13 protein-coding genes are annotated in these 17413 nt (G+C 54.9%); 10 read left to right on the forward strand and 3 right to left on the reverse strand.

What is annotated here, in order from left to right; all coding sequences use genetic code 11:
* Nucleotides 1–7: 7 nt before the first annotated feature.
* Nucleotides 8–2419: a GcvT family protein gene (locus AC2D8P_RS01420; RefSeq protein ID WP_484699803.1), complete on the reverse strand. Its 2412-nt coding sequence runs from the start codon at nucleotides 2417–2419 to the stop codon at nucleotides 8–10.
* A 212-nt stretch (nucleotides 2420–2631) separates the two neighbouring features.
* Between AC2D8P_RS01420 and AC2D8P_RS01425 the strand changes: the two genes are divergently transcribed.
* Entirely contained in the window at nucleotides 2632–5049 is a 2418-nt protein-coding gene (locus AC2D8P_RS01425; RefSeq protein WP_484699805.1) for a GcvT family protein, read from the forward strand.
* On the opposite strand, the gene AC2D8P_RS01430 is transcribed toward AC2D8P_RS01425, so the two are convergent.
* Entirely contained in the window at nucleotides 5050–5868 is an 819-nt protein-coding gene (locus AC2D8P_RS01430) for an isocitrate lyase/PEP mutase family protein (protein ID WP_484699807.1), read from the reverse strand.
* A gap of 224 nt (nucleotides 5869–6092) precedes the next feature.
* Here AC2D8P_RS01430 and cysS point away from each other — a divergent pair, with 224 nt between their 5' ends.
* From cysS to AC2D8P_RS01445, 3 genes are read left to right on the forward strand one after another with little or no spacing between them, the layout of a single operon-like run.
* A complete protein-coding gene (gene cysS / locus AC2D8P_RS01435) occupies nucleotides 6093–7493 on the forward strand; it encodes a cysteine--tRNA ligase (protein ID WP_484699809.1) in 1401 nt (466 codons plus the stop codon).
* On the forward strand, nucleotides 7490–9109 hold the full coding sequence (cimA, locus tag AC2D8P_RS01440) for a citramalate synthase (RefSeq protein ID WP_484699811.1): 1620 nt from the start codon (nucleotides 7490–7492) through the stop codon (nucleotides 9107–9109). The genes cysS and cimA overlap by 4 nt, the downstream gene beginning before the upstream one ends.
* On the forward strand, nucleotides 9106–9870 hold the full coding sequence (locus tag AC2D8P_RS01445) for a squalene/phytoene synthase family protein (protein ID WP_484699813.1): 765 nt from the start codon (nucleotides 9106–9108) through the stop codon (nucleotides 9868–9870). The genes cimA and AC2D8P_RS01445 overlap by 4 nt, the downstream gene beginning before the upstream one ends.
* Here the strand turns inward: AC2D8P_RS01445 and AC2D8P_RS01450 are convergent, their stop codons facing one another.
* The gene (locus AC2D8P_RS01450; protein ID WP_484699815.1) at nucleotides 9871–11100 is read right to left on the reverse strand and encodes an MFS transporter; all 1230 of its coding nucleotides are present in this window, start codon (nucleotides 11098–11100) and stop codon (nucleotides 9871–9873) included.
* Between the two features lie 103 nt (nucleotides 11101–11203).
* On the opposite strand from AC2D8P_RS01450, the gene AC2D8P_RS01455 reads away from it, so the two are divergent.
* The 6 genes from AC2D8P_RS01455 (at nucleotide 11204) to pgi (ending at nucleotide 17404) form a co-directional block, all read left to right on the forward strand.
* Nucleotides 11204–11833, forward strand: a complete 630-nt coding sequence (locus tag AC2D8P_RS01455) for a DNA-3-methyladenine glycosylase family protein (RefSeq protein WP_484699817.1) — start codon at nucleotides 11204–11206, stop codon at nucleotides 11831–11833.
* The gene (locus AC2D8P_RS01460; RefSeq protein ID WP_484699819.1) at nucleotides 11830–12498 is read left to right on the forward strand and encodes an alpha/beta hydrolase; all 669 of its coding nucleotides are present in this window, start codon (nucleotides 11830–11832) and stop codon (nucleotides 12496–12498) included. The genes AC2D8P_RS01455 and AC2D8P_RS01460 overlap by 4 nt, the downstream gene beginning before the upstream one ends.
* A 432-nt stretch (nucleotides 12499–12930) precedes the next feature.
* A complete protein-coding gene (locus AC2D8P_RS01465; RefSeq protein ID WP_484699821.1) occupies nucleotides 12931–13515 on the forward strand; it encodes an HNH endonuclease in 585 nt (194 codons plus the stop codon).
* 153 nt (nucleotides 13516–13668) lie between these two features.
* Nucleotides 13669–15123, forward strand: coding sequence for a glucose-6-phosphate dehydrogenase (gene zwf, locus AC2D8P_RS01470; RefSeq protein WP_484699823.1), 1455 nt, complete (start codon nucleotides 13669–13671; stop codon nucleotides 15121–15123).
* Nucleotides 15120–15794: a 6-phosphogluconolactonase gene (gene pgl / locus AC2D8P_RS01475; RefSeq protein WP_484699825.1), complete on the forward strand. Its 675-nt coding sequence runs from the start codon at nucleotides 15120–15122 to the stop codon at nucleotides 15792–15794. Before zwf ends, pgl begins: the two co-directional genes overlap by 4 nt.
* Nucleotides 15794–17404 carry a glucose-6-phosphate isomerase gene (gene pgi / locus AC2D8P_RS01480; RefSeq protein WP_484699827.1) on the forward strand — a complete coding sequence of 537 codons (1611 nt, stop codon included), beginning with the start codon at nucleotides 15794–15796 and terminating at the stop codon, nucleotides 17402–17404. Before pgl ends, pgi begins: the two co-directional genes overlap by 1 nt.
* Nucleotides 17405–17413 lie beyond the last annotated feature (9 nt).

A 17413-nucleotide genomic window follows, 5' to 3' on the forward strand; every position in this document is an offset into this window, starting at 1 on the left:
CATTTTGTTACACGCCACGCATACGTGCGCCATCGGCATCAAACAGGGGAGATGACAGCAGGCGCGCATTGCACATGTCGCCCAGAATTTCGATCTGAACGGTCAGTTCAGATTTGGCAAGCTCGGTTGGGATCAATGCCAGTGCAATGGATTTTTCGGCATAATGCGAATAGCCGCCGGAAGTACAGAATCCTTTGACCTCTCCATCAATCCAGACGGGTTCATAGGCAATCACGTCGGCGTCGTCGGCGTCCACCTCAAAGGCGACAAGTGTTCGGGATGATCCTGAATTTCGTTCAACCTCTGCTGCTGTTCTCCCAATGAAATCAACACCTTTTTTGAAAGAGATGAAGCGATCAAGCCCGGTTTCAGCGGCTGTGTAATCGGGAGAAAACTCAGATAGCCAGGATCCGAAAAACTTATCCAACCGCAGGCTCATCATGGCGCGCATGCCAAAGGGCCGCATGCCGTGTTTTTGTCCCTCTGCCCATAAAACGTGCCACAGGGATCGTTGACTCATGGCATCGGTGTAGATCTCATATCCCAGATCACCGGTATAGCTAACCCGTTGAACAATGCAGTCGCACATGCCGATGGTCATCCGGCGCACGTCAAGAAAGCGCATTTCAGAGACTTCCGCACGGGTGACTGCCGACAAGACCTCACGAGCCTTGGGACCGGCGATCTGAAACCCGGTTCGGCGGTCAGAGATGTTTTCCAACAATACCTCTTCGTCCAGATTTTGCCGGAACCAACGTTCATGATAGGCCTGTGATCCGTAGGAGGCCGTTAGCTGAAACTCGGTATCAGACAGGCAAGAGATGGTGAAATCCCCGATCAACCGGCCTTTGGGCGACAACATCGGTGTCAGGCTTAACCGCCCCGGTTTAGGGATGCGACCGGCCATGATCCGGTCGAGCCAGGCGCGAGCATTCTTGCCAGTGACGGAAAACTTGCCAAAGTTCTGAACCTCATTGATTCCAACGGCTTCGCGGACGGCTTTCACCTCTCTTCTCGTCGCCTCCCATGCGTTGGAACGGCGAAAAGTGGGGGTTTCGTAGCGGGGTTCGTCACCTTGGGCGAAGTAATTGGGAACCTCTAGCCCGAACTGCTGGCCAAAGACTGCGCCCATTTGATCCCAGATGTCGTACATTGGGGTGGTCTGGAAGGGCCGGGCCGCGGGTAGTTCTTCGTTCGGGTAGACGACGGAAAACCGATTTTGGTAGTTTTCAATGACCTTTGGAACTGTGTATCCCGGCGTGATCCATTTCCCGTAACGTGCTATATCCATTGCGAAAACATCGCGTTCGGGTTCGCCCTCTATCATCCATTGGGCAAGGGTCAGGCCGACACCGCCGCCTTGGCTGAAACCGGCCATGACGCCGCAGGCAGACCAATAGTTGCGTAGTCCGGGAACCGGTCCGACCAAGGGGTTGCCGTCGGGGGCAAAAGTGAAGGGGCCGTGAATGACGGATTTCACGCCGGCCTCTGCCAATACCGGGAAACGCCGATAAGCGAATTCTATAGAATCTGTAATTTTATCAAGGTCATCTGGCAATAATTCATGGCCGAAATCCCAGGGGGTGCCATCGACGGACCAGGGTTTACAGGTCTTTTCGTAAAAGCCAATGCACAGGCCTTGACCCTCTTGCCGCAGATAACTTTCGCCACCAGGATCCATGACATGGGGGTGTTCTGTATCGCGGCTGTATATCATCGGTATTGCGTCGGTGACCAAATACTGATGTTCCATCGGCAACAGCGGCATATAGGCCCCCGCCATTGCGCCAACCTCTCGCGCCCAAAGGCCACCGGCATTAACCACATGTTCTGTGGTGATCGTGCCTTTGTCGGTCACGACCTTCCAACTGCCATCCGGTTGTGGGTTGGTTTCCAGAACCTTGGTGTGGAGGTAAATTTCCGCCCCCTGCATCCGGGCACCCTTGGCATAGGCATGGGTGGTGCCGGAGGGATCGAGATGCCCATCAAGCGGATCATAAAGCCCACCCAAAACACCGTCGACATTGGTGACTGGTGCGATTTTTGCGATCTCTTCTGGTCCCAGAATTTCGGTATGCAGGCCCATATAGCGGTGCTTGGCGCGTTCTGCTTTCAACATATCCATGCGTTCGGGCGTATCAGCCAATGTAACGCCGCCCACATGGTGCAGGCCGCAGGACATGCCGGTTAACTCTTCCAGTTCCTTGTATAGTCGGATGGTATAGCCTTGCAGGGCCGCCATGTTCGTATCGCCATTCAGCGTATGAAATCCGCCTGCGGCGTGCCAGGTGGAGCCGGACGTCAATTCAGAACGCTCCAAAAGGACAACATCCGACCACCCGAGTTTCGTCAGGTGATACAGAACTGAACATCCGACAACACCACCGCCAATGACACAAACTCTGGTATGGGATTTCATCATGGTCTCCTTCTGTCTTGGGGATAGAGTGTATGAGTGTAAATTTCTGGCATGTGTGAATGCGTCAAAGTTTGTCGCAAATGTATCTCGACACTTATGTCGAGAAATTAAAGCATCTGACGCTGTGATGCGATCTGATGTCGTGAAATGGCATTTATTTGAGTGTGGCAAGGCGCAGTTATTATGGAAAGCAACCAAATCGAGTAACTCTCATGCGCTCTCACGCTCAAGTCGTTGTCATCGGAGGTGGCCTTGTCGGCTGCTCTATTCTCTACCATCTTGCAAAACTGGGGTGGACGGATTGCGTCCTTTTGGAACGGGATGAGTTGACATCCGGGTCGACCTGGCACGCGGCAGCCAACATTCATGGCCTGCACGACAACAACAATATTACCCGCATCCAGAACTATACGATGAACCTGTATAAAGAGCTGGAAGCCGAAACCGGGCAGGGCTGTGGTGTATTTCAACCCGGTAGTCTGTATCTGGCGCAAACCGAAAACCGTGAACATCAGCTGCGCCTGCAGGCGGCGAAGGCGAAACTCTATGGGTTAAACTTTCACGAGATTAATCGGGATGAGGCCGAACGCCTGCATCCACTGGTCAATTTCGATGGCATCCGCTGCATCATGTATGAACCGGATGGCGGCAACGTTGATCCATCTGGCGTAACCATGGCCTATGCGGCTGGCGCCCGGGCGATGGGGGCAGAGATTTTGCGCTTTACCCCGGTGATTGGCGCTGAACAACAACCTGATGGTGGCTGGGTTGTACGGACAGACAAGGGTGACATCACCTGTGAATGGGTGGTGAATGCCGGGGGGCTGTGGGCGCGTGAAGTGGCTGCCATGGCAGGGGTCGAGCTGCCATTGATGCCAACAGAGCATCAGTATTTTGTCACCGAAACGATTGCAGAGATCGATGCTATGGATCGTCGCCTGCCATCCGTCGCCGACAGGGATGGGGAATATTATTTGCGCCAAGAGGGCAATGGTCTGCTGGTCGGGGCCTATGAACGGGATATGCGTTTTTGGGCAGAGGATGGCACGCCCCCCGGTTTTGGCCACGAACTGTTTCCCGACGATCTGGAACGGATCGAGGAAAACATGATGCGCGCGATTGAACGGGTGCCTGCAGTGGGCATGTCCGGCATCAAGCGCACGATCAACGGGCCGATGATTTGGTCGCCCGATTCAAATGCATTGTTTGGACCGGTGCCGGAATTGTCGAATTATTTCTGCTGTAACGGCATCATTCCGGGATTTTCGCAATCCGGCGGGCTGGGCAAACTGTCTGCGGAATGGATTGTTGAAGGGGAATCCAGCCTGGATATGTTCCCTTGGGATCTGGCGCGGTTCGGGGCGTGGGCAGATAAGAAATTTACCAAGGCACGGGTGCAGGATCAGTATGCCAAACGGTTTGCCATCCACTATCCGAACGAGGAACGCGAAGCCGGGCGCCCGTGCCGTGTGCGCCCCATTTATGAGCTGCAAAAGGAAATGGGCGCGGTTTTTGGGCTGAACTATGGATGGGAACATCCGCAATGGTTCGCGGGATCGGCTGAGGAAGCGCATGAAACGCTGGGCTTTACCCGCCAGAACTGGTTCGAACCGGTCGGGGCAGAGTGCCGCAAGCTGCGGGAAACCGCCGGCATCATCGATATTTCCAACTTTGCGAAGTATTTCGTAACCGGGCCGGGGGCCGAGGATTGGTTGAACCAGGTCATGGCCAACACGATGCCCAAGGTGGTGGGTCGGTCTTGTCTGACGCCCCTGATTGGGGTTCGGGGCGGTGTTGCGGGGGATTTCACCGTCACGCGTCTGGCCGAAGAAGAGTTCATGATCATCGGTGGCGGGATGTCGGAACGCTATCACAGCCGGTTCTTCCGGTCAGTCCCCTTGCCAGAGGGCACAGTATTTGAAAGCCGCACTGATCGCATGTGTGGGTTCAATGTGGCCGGGCCACAATCACGGGCTTTGTTGCAGCGGTTGACCAATGACAGTTTGGACACGGCTGATTTCCCTTTCATGCGGTCCAAACGCATTCAGGTGGCAGGGGTCGAGGTTGTTGCCCTGCGCGTGTCCTTCACCGGTGATCTGGGGTGGGAGCTTCATTGTGATCAGGAAGATCAAGTGCGGCTTTATCAGGCATTGCTTGACGCCGGTAAAGAGGTGGACGCCGTGCCAGTTGGCGCGCGGGCGCTGATGTCGCTGCGGGTTGAAAAGGGTTATGGCAGTTGGTCGCGCGAATACAGCCCGGAATACTGGCCGCAAGAGGTGGGGCTGGAGCGGCTGTGCAAGATGGACAAGGCGTTCCTGAACAAAACGGCGGTGGCAGAGACCATGGCCAAACCGGCACGCGAAAAATTATCGATCATCGAGGTGTTGGAAACACCGTACAATGCCGATGCGACGGGGGGGGAGCCGATCTTTCTGCCCGATGGCACGCCGGTGGGTCGGGTCACGTCCGGCACTTATGGCTATACGGTCGAAAAATCCCTGGCCCTGTGTTTTCTGAAAGGTGTTGAGCCCGGGCAGGAGGTAGAAGTGTCCATCCTAGGCCTGCCGCACAAGGCGCTGGTTCTGGCAGAGCCGCCCTTTGACCCGAAAGGGGAACGCCTGCGTGCCTGATCAGTCGTCCATCAGCATCGTGTCGATGATATCGCTAGAAATGGAATGAGAGAGGGGCGAGAAATCGCCCTGATCAAACATCGCCTGCGCCGCATCGTGGATTACCCTGTGGATGGTCCCCGCCAAAGCAGAACCCAGAGAGATACGCGCCACGCCTATGCGGGCGAAATTCACCCGGTTGTAGTTGGTATAAGGCCCTGCGGCCAGGGCATTCACAGGCAAGGTTGTTGCGGAGCAGATACGCGCAAGATCTTCAAAACTGTCGGGGATCGGGGCGTAGAGACAATCTGCGCCTGCGGCCTCGAACCCTTTCAGTCGGCGCAGTGCCTCTGCCAGATCATATTGCCCGTTCATGATGCCGTCGGCGCGGGCGACCAGAACGAAGTCTTGCGGCAGGGCACGTGCAGCGGCACTGGCGGCGCGGATGCGTTCGATCGCCAAGTCAGCCTCGTAAGGCGTGGCGGAGGGCAGGGCAGTGTCCTCTATCGATATGCCCGCAAGACCGACCTCTGCCGCCAGCCGAACCGTTTCGGCGCAGGTGTCGGGATCATCCCCAAATCCGTTTTCAAAATCACCTGATACGGGCACATCAACGGCGGCCACCAGATCTTGTGCATGGGCCAATGCCTCGTCCCGGGTCACATGCCCCATATCAGGGCGGCCCAGTGTAAAGGCATGCGCAGCGGATGACGTGGCTATGGCCTGCGCGCCCATCGCGGCCAGCATCTTGGCGCTGCCGATGTCCCAGGCATTGGCCAGAATAAAGGGATTTCCCGGTTGGTGAAGCGCGCGGAACGCGGCGCCGATATCTTTGGTCATGATCTAATCCCTGCTCAGTTTGTGCAAAGCGAACACAGGTCAGGTGATCTGTCAAATGGGCAATTGTCATGACGCACATCACGATCTATGGTCGCGCCCATGAGAACACTACGCATCATTATCTGCTGCATTACCTGCTGACATACGTCACGCGGGCCGTTCTTTCTGTTTCCTAACCAATCTGAACTTGATATGCCCGCGGCAACCGCCTGCGAGAGGGACCCATGGTCGAGATAAAACTGCACAACACCAAGACCCGGAAAAAAGAGGTCTTTACCCCGATCGATCCAAAGGATGTTCGGATGTATGTCTGTGGGCCAACGGTTTATGACCGGGCGCATCTGGGCAATGCCCGGCCTGTGGTGGTGTTCGATGTGCTTTATCGCCTGTTGCGCCATGTCTATGGCGCGGACCATGTGAAATATGTGCGCAATTTCACCGATGTAGACGACAAGATTAATGCCACGGCGCAATCGCGCAAAGAGGCGGGTGATCCGCGTTCGCTGGAAGAATTGGTTCATGAGCGGACCGAGGAAACCATTCAGTGGTATTTGGATGATATGGGCGCGCTTGGCGCGATGGAGCCCGACGAGATGCCGCGTGCCACGGAATTCATTGGCCCCATGATCACGATGATTGAGGCGTTGATCGAGAAGGGACATGCCTATCCCGATGGTGCGGGGCATGTTTTGTTTTCGGTAAAGAGCTACGAGGATTATGGCCAGCTCTCTGGTCGGTCGGTTGATGATATGATCGCTGGCGCGCGGGTCGAAGTTGCCGATAACAAGCGTGATCCAATGGATTTCGTGTTGTGGAAACCATCGACCGACGATCTGCCGGGCTGGAACAGCCCCTGGGGGCGTGGTCGTCCGGGTTGGCATATTGAATGTTCTGCTATGAGCTATGAGTTGTTGGGTGACACGTTCGACATTCATGGCGGTGGGAATGATTTGCAGTTCCCGCATCATGAAAATGAAATCGCGCAATCAAAATGCGCCCACCCGCATGGCGAATTTGCCCGTTACTGGCTGCACAATGAGATGTTGCAGGTCGAGGGCAAGAAGATGTCCAAAAGCTTGGGCAACTTCTTTACCGTGCGCGATTTGCTGGAACAGGGTTATCCAGGCGAGGTGATCCGGTTTGTGTTGCTGAGCACCGACTATCGGAAGCCGATGAACTGGACGGAGAAACGACGGCAAGAAGCGGAACGGACTTTGCGTAAATGGCGCGCATTATGCGAAGGGGTAGAACCGCAAGAGGAAATGCCCCCTGCATTTCTGAATAGTCTTTGTGACGATCTTAATTTTAGCAGTGCGATGTACTTTTTGCGCCAATACGCGAAGGAAGAAAAGGCAGGGGCGCTTTTACGAGGTGCACAACTCTTGGGCTTATTGACACCCGAACTGGGTGGTTGGGACCCATTCCCAGAAGTTGACTTGTCTGACTGGGAAAAGGAACTGGCCGTTCTTCGTGAAGAAGCCTTTGCAACCAAAGATTTCTCAGCTGTGGACTCTTTAAAGAACTCCCTGATTGAAGCAGGTATTGAAGTTCGCATGAGCAAAGCGGGGGTCGGGTTAATACCGTCAACTGGGTTCGACCCTGCCAAACTAGAGGCGCTCAAATGACCAAAGAACGCCTCTATCTTTACGACACCACGTTGCGTGATGGGCAGCAGACGCAGGGCGTGCAGTTCTCCACAGCCGAAAAAATCCGCATTGCCGAAACGCTGGATGCGTTGGGGCTCGATTATATAGAGGGCGGCTGGCCCGGGGCGAACCCGACGGACAGCGCCTTTTTCGATGTCGCCCCCAAAACCCGCGCGACGTTCACCGCCTTTGGCATGACCAAGCGGGCAGGGCGGTCGGCAGAGAATGACGAGGTTTTGGCGGCGGTTCTGAATGCCGGGACGCCAGCCGTATGTCTGGTTGGTAAGACCCATGATTACCATGTGACTAAGGCGCTGGGGATCACGCTGGAAGAGAATGTCGAGAACATCGTCAAATCTGTGGCCCATCTGGTGGCGCAGGGGCGAGAGGCCTTGTTTGACGCAGAACATTTCTTTGACGGCTACAAGGACAATCCGAGATATGCGATTGACTGTCTGAAAGCCGCATTGGATGCGGGCGCGCGCTGGATTGTGCTATGCGACACCAACGGTGGTACCATGCCCGGTGAAGTTCATGACATCACCCGCGCGGTGATCGCTGCAGGCATTCCCGGTGACCGGCTGGGCATTCACACCCATGACGATACCGAATGTGCGGTGGCCTGTAGCCTTGCGGCGGTGGAGGCCGGTGCACGCCAGATTCATGGTACATTGAACGGGCTGGGGGAACGGTGCGGCAATGCCAATCTGACCGCGTTGATCCCGACCTTATTACTGAAACCCCGCTATGCGGATCGGTTCGACACCGGGATCAGTACCGATGCGCTGTCGACCCTGACCCGGGCCAGCCGAATGCTGGATGATATTCTGAACCGTGTGCCATTGCGGCAGGCGGCCTATGTGGGGGCGTCGGCCTTTGCCCACAAGGCCGGACTGCATGCCAGCGCCATTCTGAAGGACCCATCCACGTATGAACATGTGGATCCGGCATGCGTTGGGAATGCACGTATCGTGCCGATGTCTAATCAGGCGGGGCAGTCGAACCTGCGCAAGCGTCTGGCGGATGCCGGGCTAGAGGTTGCGCCCGATCACCCGGCGTTGACGCGCATTCTGGATCAGATCAAGGAGCGGGAGGATCAGGGCTATTCCTACGACACGGCGCAGGCGTCATTCGAGCTGCTGGCGCGGCGTGAACTGGGCCTGATGCCCGAATACTTTGAGGTCAAGCGCTATAAGGTCACCGTCGAGCGGCGGAAGAACAAGTACAACAAGGTCGTCAGCCTGTCAGAGGCGGTCGTGGTCGTGAAAATCGGCAACGAAAAGATGTTGTCGGTGTCTGAAAGCCTGGATGAGCTTGGCAATGATCGTGGTCCGGTGAACGCTTTGTCAAATGCACTGGCCAAGGATCTGGGCAAATACCAAAGCTACATTCAGGATATGCGTCTGGTCGATTTCAAGGTTCGGATCACCGATGGCGGTACCGAGGCCGTGACGCGCGTTGTTATTGACAGCGAGGACGGGCAGGGGCGCCGTTGGTCCACCGTTGGCGTGTCACCCAACATCGTGGATGCCAGTTTTGAGGCACTGCTAGAGGCTATCCATTGGAAATTGCTGGCAGACGGGGCGCCCTCGTGACCATCGCGCTCTGCGCAGAAAAGGTTCGCACGGGCGATCCTGACCGGTTTCTATCGGCCATGACGGCGCCCCCTGAACAGCGCGGCAATCTGTTCGTTCTTTACGCCTTTAACCTAGAGGTCGCTCGCGCGCCCTGGGTCAGTGCGGAACCGATGATCGCCGAAATGCGACTACAGTTTTGGCGCGATGTTCTGGACGAGATCGCCGAGGGCAAGCCGCCCCGTGCGCATGAGGTGGCGGAGCCTCTGTCAAAATTGGCGCAGGACCGGGCGCTGCCCCTGGCAATGATGCACAAAATGATAGATGCGCGGCGATGGGATATCGGGCGCGATCCCTTTGACAGCGCAGATGTGTTCAAGTCCCATATCAACGAAACGTCGGGCAATCTGATGAAGCTGTCCGTGCGCTGCCTGGGGCCAGAGGCGGATGATGTGGCGGCGGATTTTGGATACGCTGCGGGTATCGCAAACTGGTTTGTGGCCATTCCGGCGTTGGAGGCGGCAAATCGCGTGCCTTTGGTGGATGGCAGGCAAGATGCCATTCGCGATCTGGCCAAAGAGGCAATAGCTCGATTGAGGGCTGCAAAATCTGTGACACTTCCTAAACATGCCCTATCTGCCCTTCGTTCCGGGTGGTTGGCCGAGGCGACTTTAAAGGCCGCTATCCGTGATCCCGGGCGGGTCGCATCGGGTAGTTTGTACCCAAGCGAATTTCGGCGCCGTATGTCGTTGATACTAAAATCTATGACAGGTCGCGCCTAATTACGCTGCATCTTCTGTGGGTTTTAGCACCAACCAGATCAAGGATCCCCCAGCCAATACCAAGAGTGGTACCATCGCCATGTTGACGGTCGTCCACCCCTGAACAACATCACTCCCGGTGCAATTCATCAAAACGCCTGACGTCACGGAGGCAACGGCAACAACGCTGAAAACAACCATCTCGTTGATGCCCTGAACGAAACCCTGCGCGTCCTTATCCTGGGCGTTGGTCAACATTGTGGTGGCCCCGATCACGCCAAAATTCCAACCGACCCCCAACAAGATCAACGCAGCGTAAAACCGGCTCAGTTCAACGCCACTGATTGCAGATGCCCCCGCTGACGCCAAAATCAATAACCCTATGGCGATAATCTTTTCGCTGCCAAATCGGGCAATCAAAAACCCGGTAAAGAAGGACGGCAGATACATTGCCAAAACATGGGCCAGTATAACGTCGGCTGCTGCGTCTTCGCCGTATCCGCAGCCGACCACGGCCAGCGGAGTTGCCGACATGATCAAGTTCATCAGGCCAAAGGAAACAGACGCGCAGATAATGGCAACGATGATTTGAGGTTTTTTAAGGATGTGCCAACGATTGCCATGCTGGAGGTCGCCCTTCTCAGTTGCAGTTGGCGTCGGAATATCCAGAAACAGGAAAATCGCTGCGCCGACGATATTGATCACCGCAATACAAAGGTAGGTCGCCAGAAACGGGATGGGTAGGGCGAACATGGTCGCTTTGGCCAATTGGGCGCCCATAATGGCGGCAGCCAAACCACCGCTCATCACCATAGATATCGCAATTGGGCGAAACTTTTCAGTGGCGGCGTCCGTGGCGGCGAATTTGAAAAATCCTTGAGAGGACAAATAGATGCCCGACAAAAACGAACCGCAAAGAAGCAAAGCGAATGAACTGGAATAGACCGCATACGCCCCCAGTGCGGCCCCGGCAGTTCCGCCCGCGCATCCGACCATGAAACCCGCAATGCGCCCTTGGCGTTGCATGAACCATGACATCGGCCTGGCACTGAGAGCAGAGCCCAGGATCGTCATCGTTACCGGCAAGGTGGCAAAGCAGATATTGTCGGCAAGGGACTGCCCGGACAGAACAGCAACCAGAAACAGGATCGACATCTGTGCGCCCAAAACCGCCTGTGCAATCGTCAGAACGATCGCGTTTTTAACCGCTCTGTTCGGGGTGGGATCAATGTCGTTTCTTGCAGCGTTCATATCTGATGCCTAGACCGTTGAATGACCGGATGAAAGTGCGAATTCTTGGCGTTGGATTCCGGCAAGGCTTTTCCAACGCGGTTCAGGATGATAGGCGAATGAGATGGAAGAGCGCATCGTTAAATCCGGGGAATGTGTGAGTGAGGGGGCCGATTGGTTGCGCCAGACCTGCCCACGCATGGCCTATGCTTTGGATCAAACCGGGCCATTACCATTGCGCCTGCGCAAAGATGGGTTTGCGGCACTTTTGGATGCGATTGTCAGTCAACAAATCTCTGTGGCTGCGGCAAACGCGATTTGGGGTCGGATGAAGGCCGCTGGTCTGACCGGGCCACGGAAAATCATGTGGGCAACGGACGAAGAGTTACGGGCCTGTGGCCTGTCATCGCAGAAAATTCGATATGCACGGGCATTGGCTGCTGCGCGGATTGACTATAAATCCCTGCGCTCGAAACCCGTTGCAGAGGTGATGTCCACCCTGATCGAGGTGCCGGGCATCGGCCGCTGGACCGCAGAGATTTACGCTATGTTCTGTCTGGGCCGCGCAGATGTGTTTGCCCCGGGTGATTTGGCCCTGCAGGAAGCTGCGCGCATTTTGTACGGCCTGGAAAAACGCCCGACAGAAAAAGAAATTCGTGAAATGGCGCTGTCCTGGTCCCCATGGAGATCCGTTGCGGCCAGAACACTTTGGGCCTACTACCGGGTGGCAAAAGAACGGGAAGGGATCAGATGACTCGTGAATTAAAGAGCGCTCGGAAAGGGCCGGAAACAGGGCAGGGCAAGCATCTGGTTGTATTGCTGCATGGCTATGGTGCGGATGGTAACGATCTGTTGGGATTGGCTGATCCCTTGTCCCCTCATATGCCCGACACTGTGTTTATGGCCCCCGATGCACCAGAAAAAAGCGTGGCCAACCCATTTGGCTATCAATGGTTTCCGATCCCATGGATTGATGGCTCTTCTGAGGAAGTCGCCCGTGCCGGAATGGTTGAGGCTGAAAGCGATCTGAACGCCTGGCTTGAACAAACCATGGCGGCTGAGGGGATCGCCGCAGAAAATACGATCCTGTTCGGGTTTTCGCAGGGCACCATGATGGCGCTGCATGTGGCCCCCAGATGGGAGGAAGAACTGGCAGGCGTTGTCGGGTTTTCAGGCCGCTTAATTGCGCCAGAGCTGTTGGAAGATGAAACAATCAACAAACCACCTGTTTTGCTGATACATGGTGACCAGGATGATGTGGTACCGCCGCAATCCTTGAACCAGGCGGCAGAAACATTGGGCGCGGCGGGTTTTGATGTTTATGCCCATATCATGCAAGGCACCGCACACGGGATTGCGCCGGATGGGCTGAGTGTAGCACTGACCTTTATGCGGCAACGGCTGGGCATGTCTGACTGATCAAGAACGGCGTGTTTTCAATGACAAGGGCAGTTTGTTCAGGGGCGAAACCAACAGAATCACCGGGCTGATTGGGATCGGTTCATGCCGGTTTTCGGCCCCGATGATGATCTTTAAATTGAATTTTACGCCCAAGATCCGCTCTGCAGAATTCTAAACATTTGTTATAATTTCAGCTTCAAGTACCGATGGAATTTCGGGAACGGCGCGTGTTTATTGATCGGTATTTGCCATGAAACATTGCGCAGAAGCCATGTGTGTCGGCAAATTCATCACATTCCTGTCATGAATTCTTTGCACAACAGTGACAAACACACACATATGATGGGGCTTGTCAGATGTTGAACGCCATATATAGTTGTTTACATACTGGGGCGGGTCGTCCCGCCCTGAATGATAAAAGGCAGGCAGGGCGAGCATGGAGTCACAGTAATGGACGGAGATTTCAGAACCCACTTCACTTATGATCCGCAAAACTTGCGGCGAAACCCGGCATTGGTTTTGAATGCGGATTACCGTCCGCTATCCTATTATCCGTTGTCGTTATGGCCCTGGCAGGATGCGATCAAGGCAGCGTTTCTAGAACGTGTGGATATTATCGCGGAGTATGACCAGGTGGTTCACAGCCCAAGCCTGGAGATGAAAATACCCTCTGTCGTGGTGTTGAAAGAATACATCAAACCCAAAAGACGCGTGGCCTTTACCCGGTTCAACCTGTTTTTGCGCGATGCCTTCGAATGCCAATATTGTGGCGCACATGGTGATCTGACTTTTGATCACGTGGTGCCGCGGGCCTCTGGCGGCGTAACAAGCTGGGAAAATGTGGTAGCGGCCTGTTCGAAGTGCAACCTGAGGAAAGGTTCGAAATCATTGCGTCAGGCGCATATGAGCCTTCGCAAACCACCCCGAGCGCCATCGGTTGGGGAGTTGCAGAATATGGGGCGAAAATTCCCACCCAACTTCCAACATGAAAGCTGGGTTGATTTTCTGTATTGGGATGCCGAATTGGAAGCCTGATCAGAATTAAATTTAGACAATCTATTCAGGCATGTCATATTCACAGCATGAAGACTGTGGCTTATTTCTTACTGGACTTTGGCGCTGTTCAACCGTATTTCAACAACTGTTAGCGCTATCATATCCCGAGATGCCGTCCCAAAGGAGCGATGAATGGTTTCCAGAATAATCCCAGTCAGTGACTTTGATCTGGTCATTATTGGCGGAACCGGTGATCTTGCCAGACGCAAAATTTTCCCGGCCTTGTTTCGTCGCTATCTTGCAGCACAAATCCCGGAAGGCACCAGTATCATCGGTGCCGCCCGAAGCGATTGGAGCGTTGAAGAATTTCATGACTTTGTGCGGCAGTCGATTACGGATCATGTGCCGATAAACAAGGTTGATGTGACCACGTTGGATGATTTCATCGATCACATCAGCTATGTGTCATTGGACGCGCTGGGGGATAAGGGCTGGTCTGGGCTGAAGGGTAAACTGCGTGATGATAAGGTCCGGGCATTTTATTTCTCTGTCAGTCCGCGAATGTTTGGCCCGATTGCGGAACGTTTACATAAACATGGTCTGGTCACCGAAGAAACCAGAATCGTGGTTGAAAAGCCCTTTGGCAGGGACCTGAAAACAGCACGAGACCTGAACAAGGTTCTGGCGCATTCTTTTGACGAAACGCAAATTTACCGGATTGATCACTATCTTGGGAAAGAGACGGTTCAAAACCTGATGGCGGTTCGGTTCGGCAATATCCTGTTTGAGCCTTTGTGGAATTCCCAATATGTCGATCACATCCAGATAACCGTATCTGAAACCGTCGGGGTTGATGGGCGCGGTGAATATTATGACCGGTCTGGCGCCATGCGCGATATGGTGCAGAACCACCTGATGCAGCTTTTATGTCTGATCGCGATGGAACCGCCCAGCCATTTTGAACCGGATTCTGTCAGGGACGAAAAGCTCAAGGTGATCCGTGCACTTGATCCGGTTAAGCCGGATGAGATTGTACGCGGTCAATATCTGGCAGGGGAAGGCACCAAATCTTATCGTGACGAGGCCGGAAACGCTGATAGCAAGACCGAGAGCTTTATTGCCATGCGGTGCCATGTTTCCAACTGGCGCTGGAAGGGCACTCCGTTTTACTTACGCACCGGAAAGCGGCTGCGTGTCCGCGAATCCGAGATCGCGGTTGTGTTCAAAGATCCGCCGCATTCGATATTTGGCCTGCAGGATACGCCAACCGGAAATGTCTTGGTTATTCGTCTGCAACCCGATGAGGGGATGAATCTAAGGGTCACAATCAAGGAACCGGGTCCGGGCGGCATGCGCCTGATCGAGGTTCCATTGGATATGAGTTTTGCAGAGGCTTTGGGGCCAAAAGGAGCTGATATTCCAGATGCTTACGAGCGTTTGATCATGGATGTTATTCGTGGCAATCAAACCCTGTTTATGCGCGGTGACGAGGTAGAGGCAGCCTGGGCATGGACCGATCCAATTATCGAGGGTTGGGAAGATCGCGGCGATGAGCCTAAAAAGTACGATCCAGGCAGTTCAGGACCTGACGATGCGCTGATGCTGCTACATCGCGACGGACGCAAATGGCGGGAGATGCGGATATGAACATCGTCGAATATGTCGATCAGGAAATGATGATGATCGATCTGGCCAACGTTTTGGCGGGAGAGCTGAATTCCATTCTGATGCACAAGGATCGCGCGACATTCGCGGTGCCGGGCGGCAGCACGCCAGGGCCGTTGTTTGACGATCTTTGTGCGGCTGATCTGGCCTGGGACCGGGTTGACGTTATGCTGACGGATGAACGATGGGTGCCAGAATCGCATGAACGGTCAAATACCCGCCTGTTGCGCCATCATTTTCTGACAAATCACGCCGCCAGCGCAAATTATGTGCCCTTGTATGCAGAGACCGAACAACCAGAGGAGGCTTTGCCCGCAATCAGAAAAGAGATCGGACCAAAACTGCCAATTGACCTTTTACTGCTGGGGATGGGGGCGGATATGCATACCGCCTCTCTGTTCCCCGGTGCCGATAAGCTTGAGGAAGCGCTGGACGCCCATGCCCCGATTGTTTTGCCGATGCGCGCGCCCGGGGCACCTGAACCGCGGGTCAGCCTGACGATGCCAGTTTTAAAAGGCGCTATAAACGCCCATCTGGTGATTTCTGGTCAGGAAAAACGGGACGCTTTGATGAAAGCGGCAAAGATCAATGATCCGTTGATCGCACCAATATCCGCACTGTTGCGCGGCATGACAATTCATTGGGCACCCTGATGATTGATTGGAATAAACTTCGCGAATTGGGCGAGGCAGGCAAATCCAAACAAATCTCTGATCTGTTTTCGGATCAGAATCGCGCGAAAGAGCTCTCTGTTGCGGCGGATGGTTTGCTGTTTGATTACTCGAAATCTGCGTTAGAAGCACCTGAAATTGATACATTAATCGAGATGGTGCGCGATGGCGATGTGGCTGGTCGTCGTGACGCGATGTTTCAGGGGCAAAAGATAAACGAAACCGAAGGACGCGCGGTTCTGCATATCGCTTTGCGAAATCTGGATGGCGCGCCTGTGTTTGTGGACGGCGAGGACGTCATGCCCGGTGTGCTAGCCACACTGGGCCGCATGGAAGATTTTGCCAAAGCGATCAAATCGGGCACGTTTTCGGGGCAGGGCGGTACAATCACCGATGTAGTGAACATCGGCATTGGTGGTTCTGATTTGGGGCCGGCAATGGGGGTTCTGGCGTTGGCGCCCTATCATGACGGGCCCCGGTGCCATTTCGTCTCTAATGTTGATGGGGCGGATATTCACGACACACTATCAGGCCTTGATCCGACGACGACGCTGATCATCGTGGCGTCAAAAACATTCACCACGATCGAGACTATGACAAATGCCAAAACAGCGCGTGACTGGATGGCAGGGTCCGTTGCTGACCCGGCATCACAATTTGCAGCCTTGTCTACGGCGGAAGATAAAACCGCCGAATTCGGCATCCCCGTTGATCGGGTCTTTGGGTTCGAGGATTGGGTCGGCGGTCGGTATTCCATGTGGGGGCCAATTGGCCTGCCGCTGATGATAGCCATCGGGCCTGAACGGTTCCGCCAGTTTCTGCAGGGCGGGCAGGCGATGGACAGTCATTTCCGATCTGCGCCACTTAATAAAAACATGCCGGTCATGTTGGCGCTGGTCGGCCTGTGGCACCATCAGGGCTGTGGTCATGGCACGCGGGCGGTTTTGCCCTATGAGCAACGCCTGTCACGGTTGCCCGCCTATTTGCAGCAGTTAGAGATGGAATCAAACGGCAAAAGCGTTGCGATGAATGGTGAGGCGCTATCGGTTGCCTCTGGGCCAATGGTCTGGGGGGAGCCTGGAACCAACGGCCAGCATGCGTTCTACCAGCTGATCCATCAGGGAACGGCCATTATCCCGTGTGAATTTCTGGTAGGGGCAGCAGGGCATGAGCCGGAACTGGACCATCAACACCGATTGCTGGTGGCCAATTGCCTTGCCCAATCAGAGGCATTGATGCGGGGCAGAAATTTGGAAGCCGCCCGCCAGCTGATGTTGGAGGCCGGACTGGACGGCGAAGAGCTAGAGCGTCAGGCCCGGCATCGGGTATTTCCGGGGAACCGCCCGTCCACGACCCTGATGTATCCAAAGCTGACACCGTTTGTATTGGGTCAGATCATCGCGCTTTATGAACACCGGGTGTTTGTGGAGGGGGTGATGCTTGGGATCAACTCCTTTGACCAGTGGGGGGTTGAGCTGGGCAAAGTTCTGGCCAGCGAAATGGAACCACTGGTGGCAGGCGCGCAGTCGGCAGAGCACAAAGACGGATCCACACAATTGCTGTTGAGTTATCTGCGGGCAGCGAAGACGTAAGTTTTACGG

Source organism: Roseovarius sp. YIN77, from assembly GCF_057219155.1.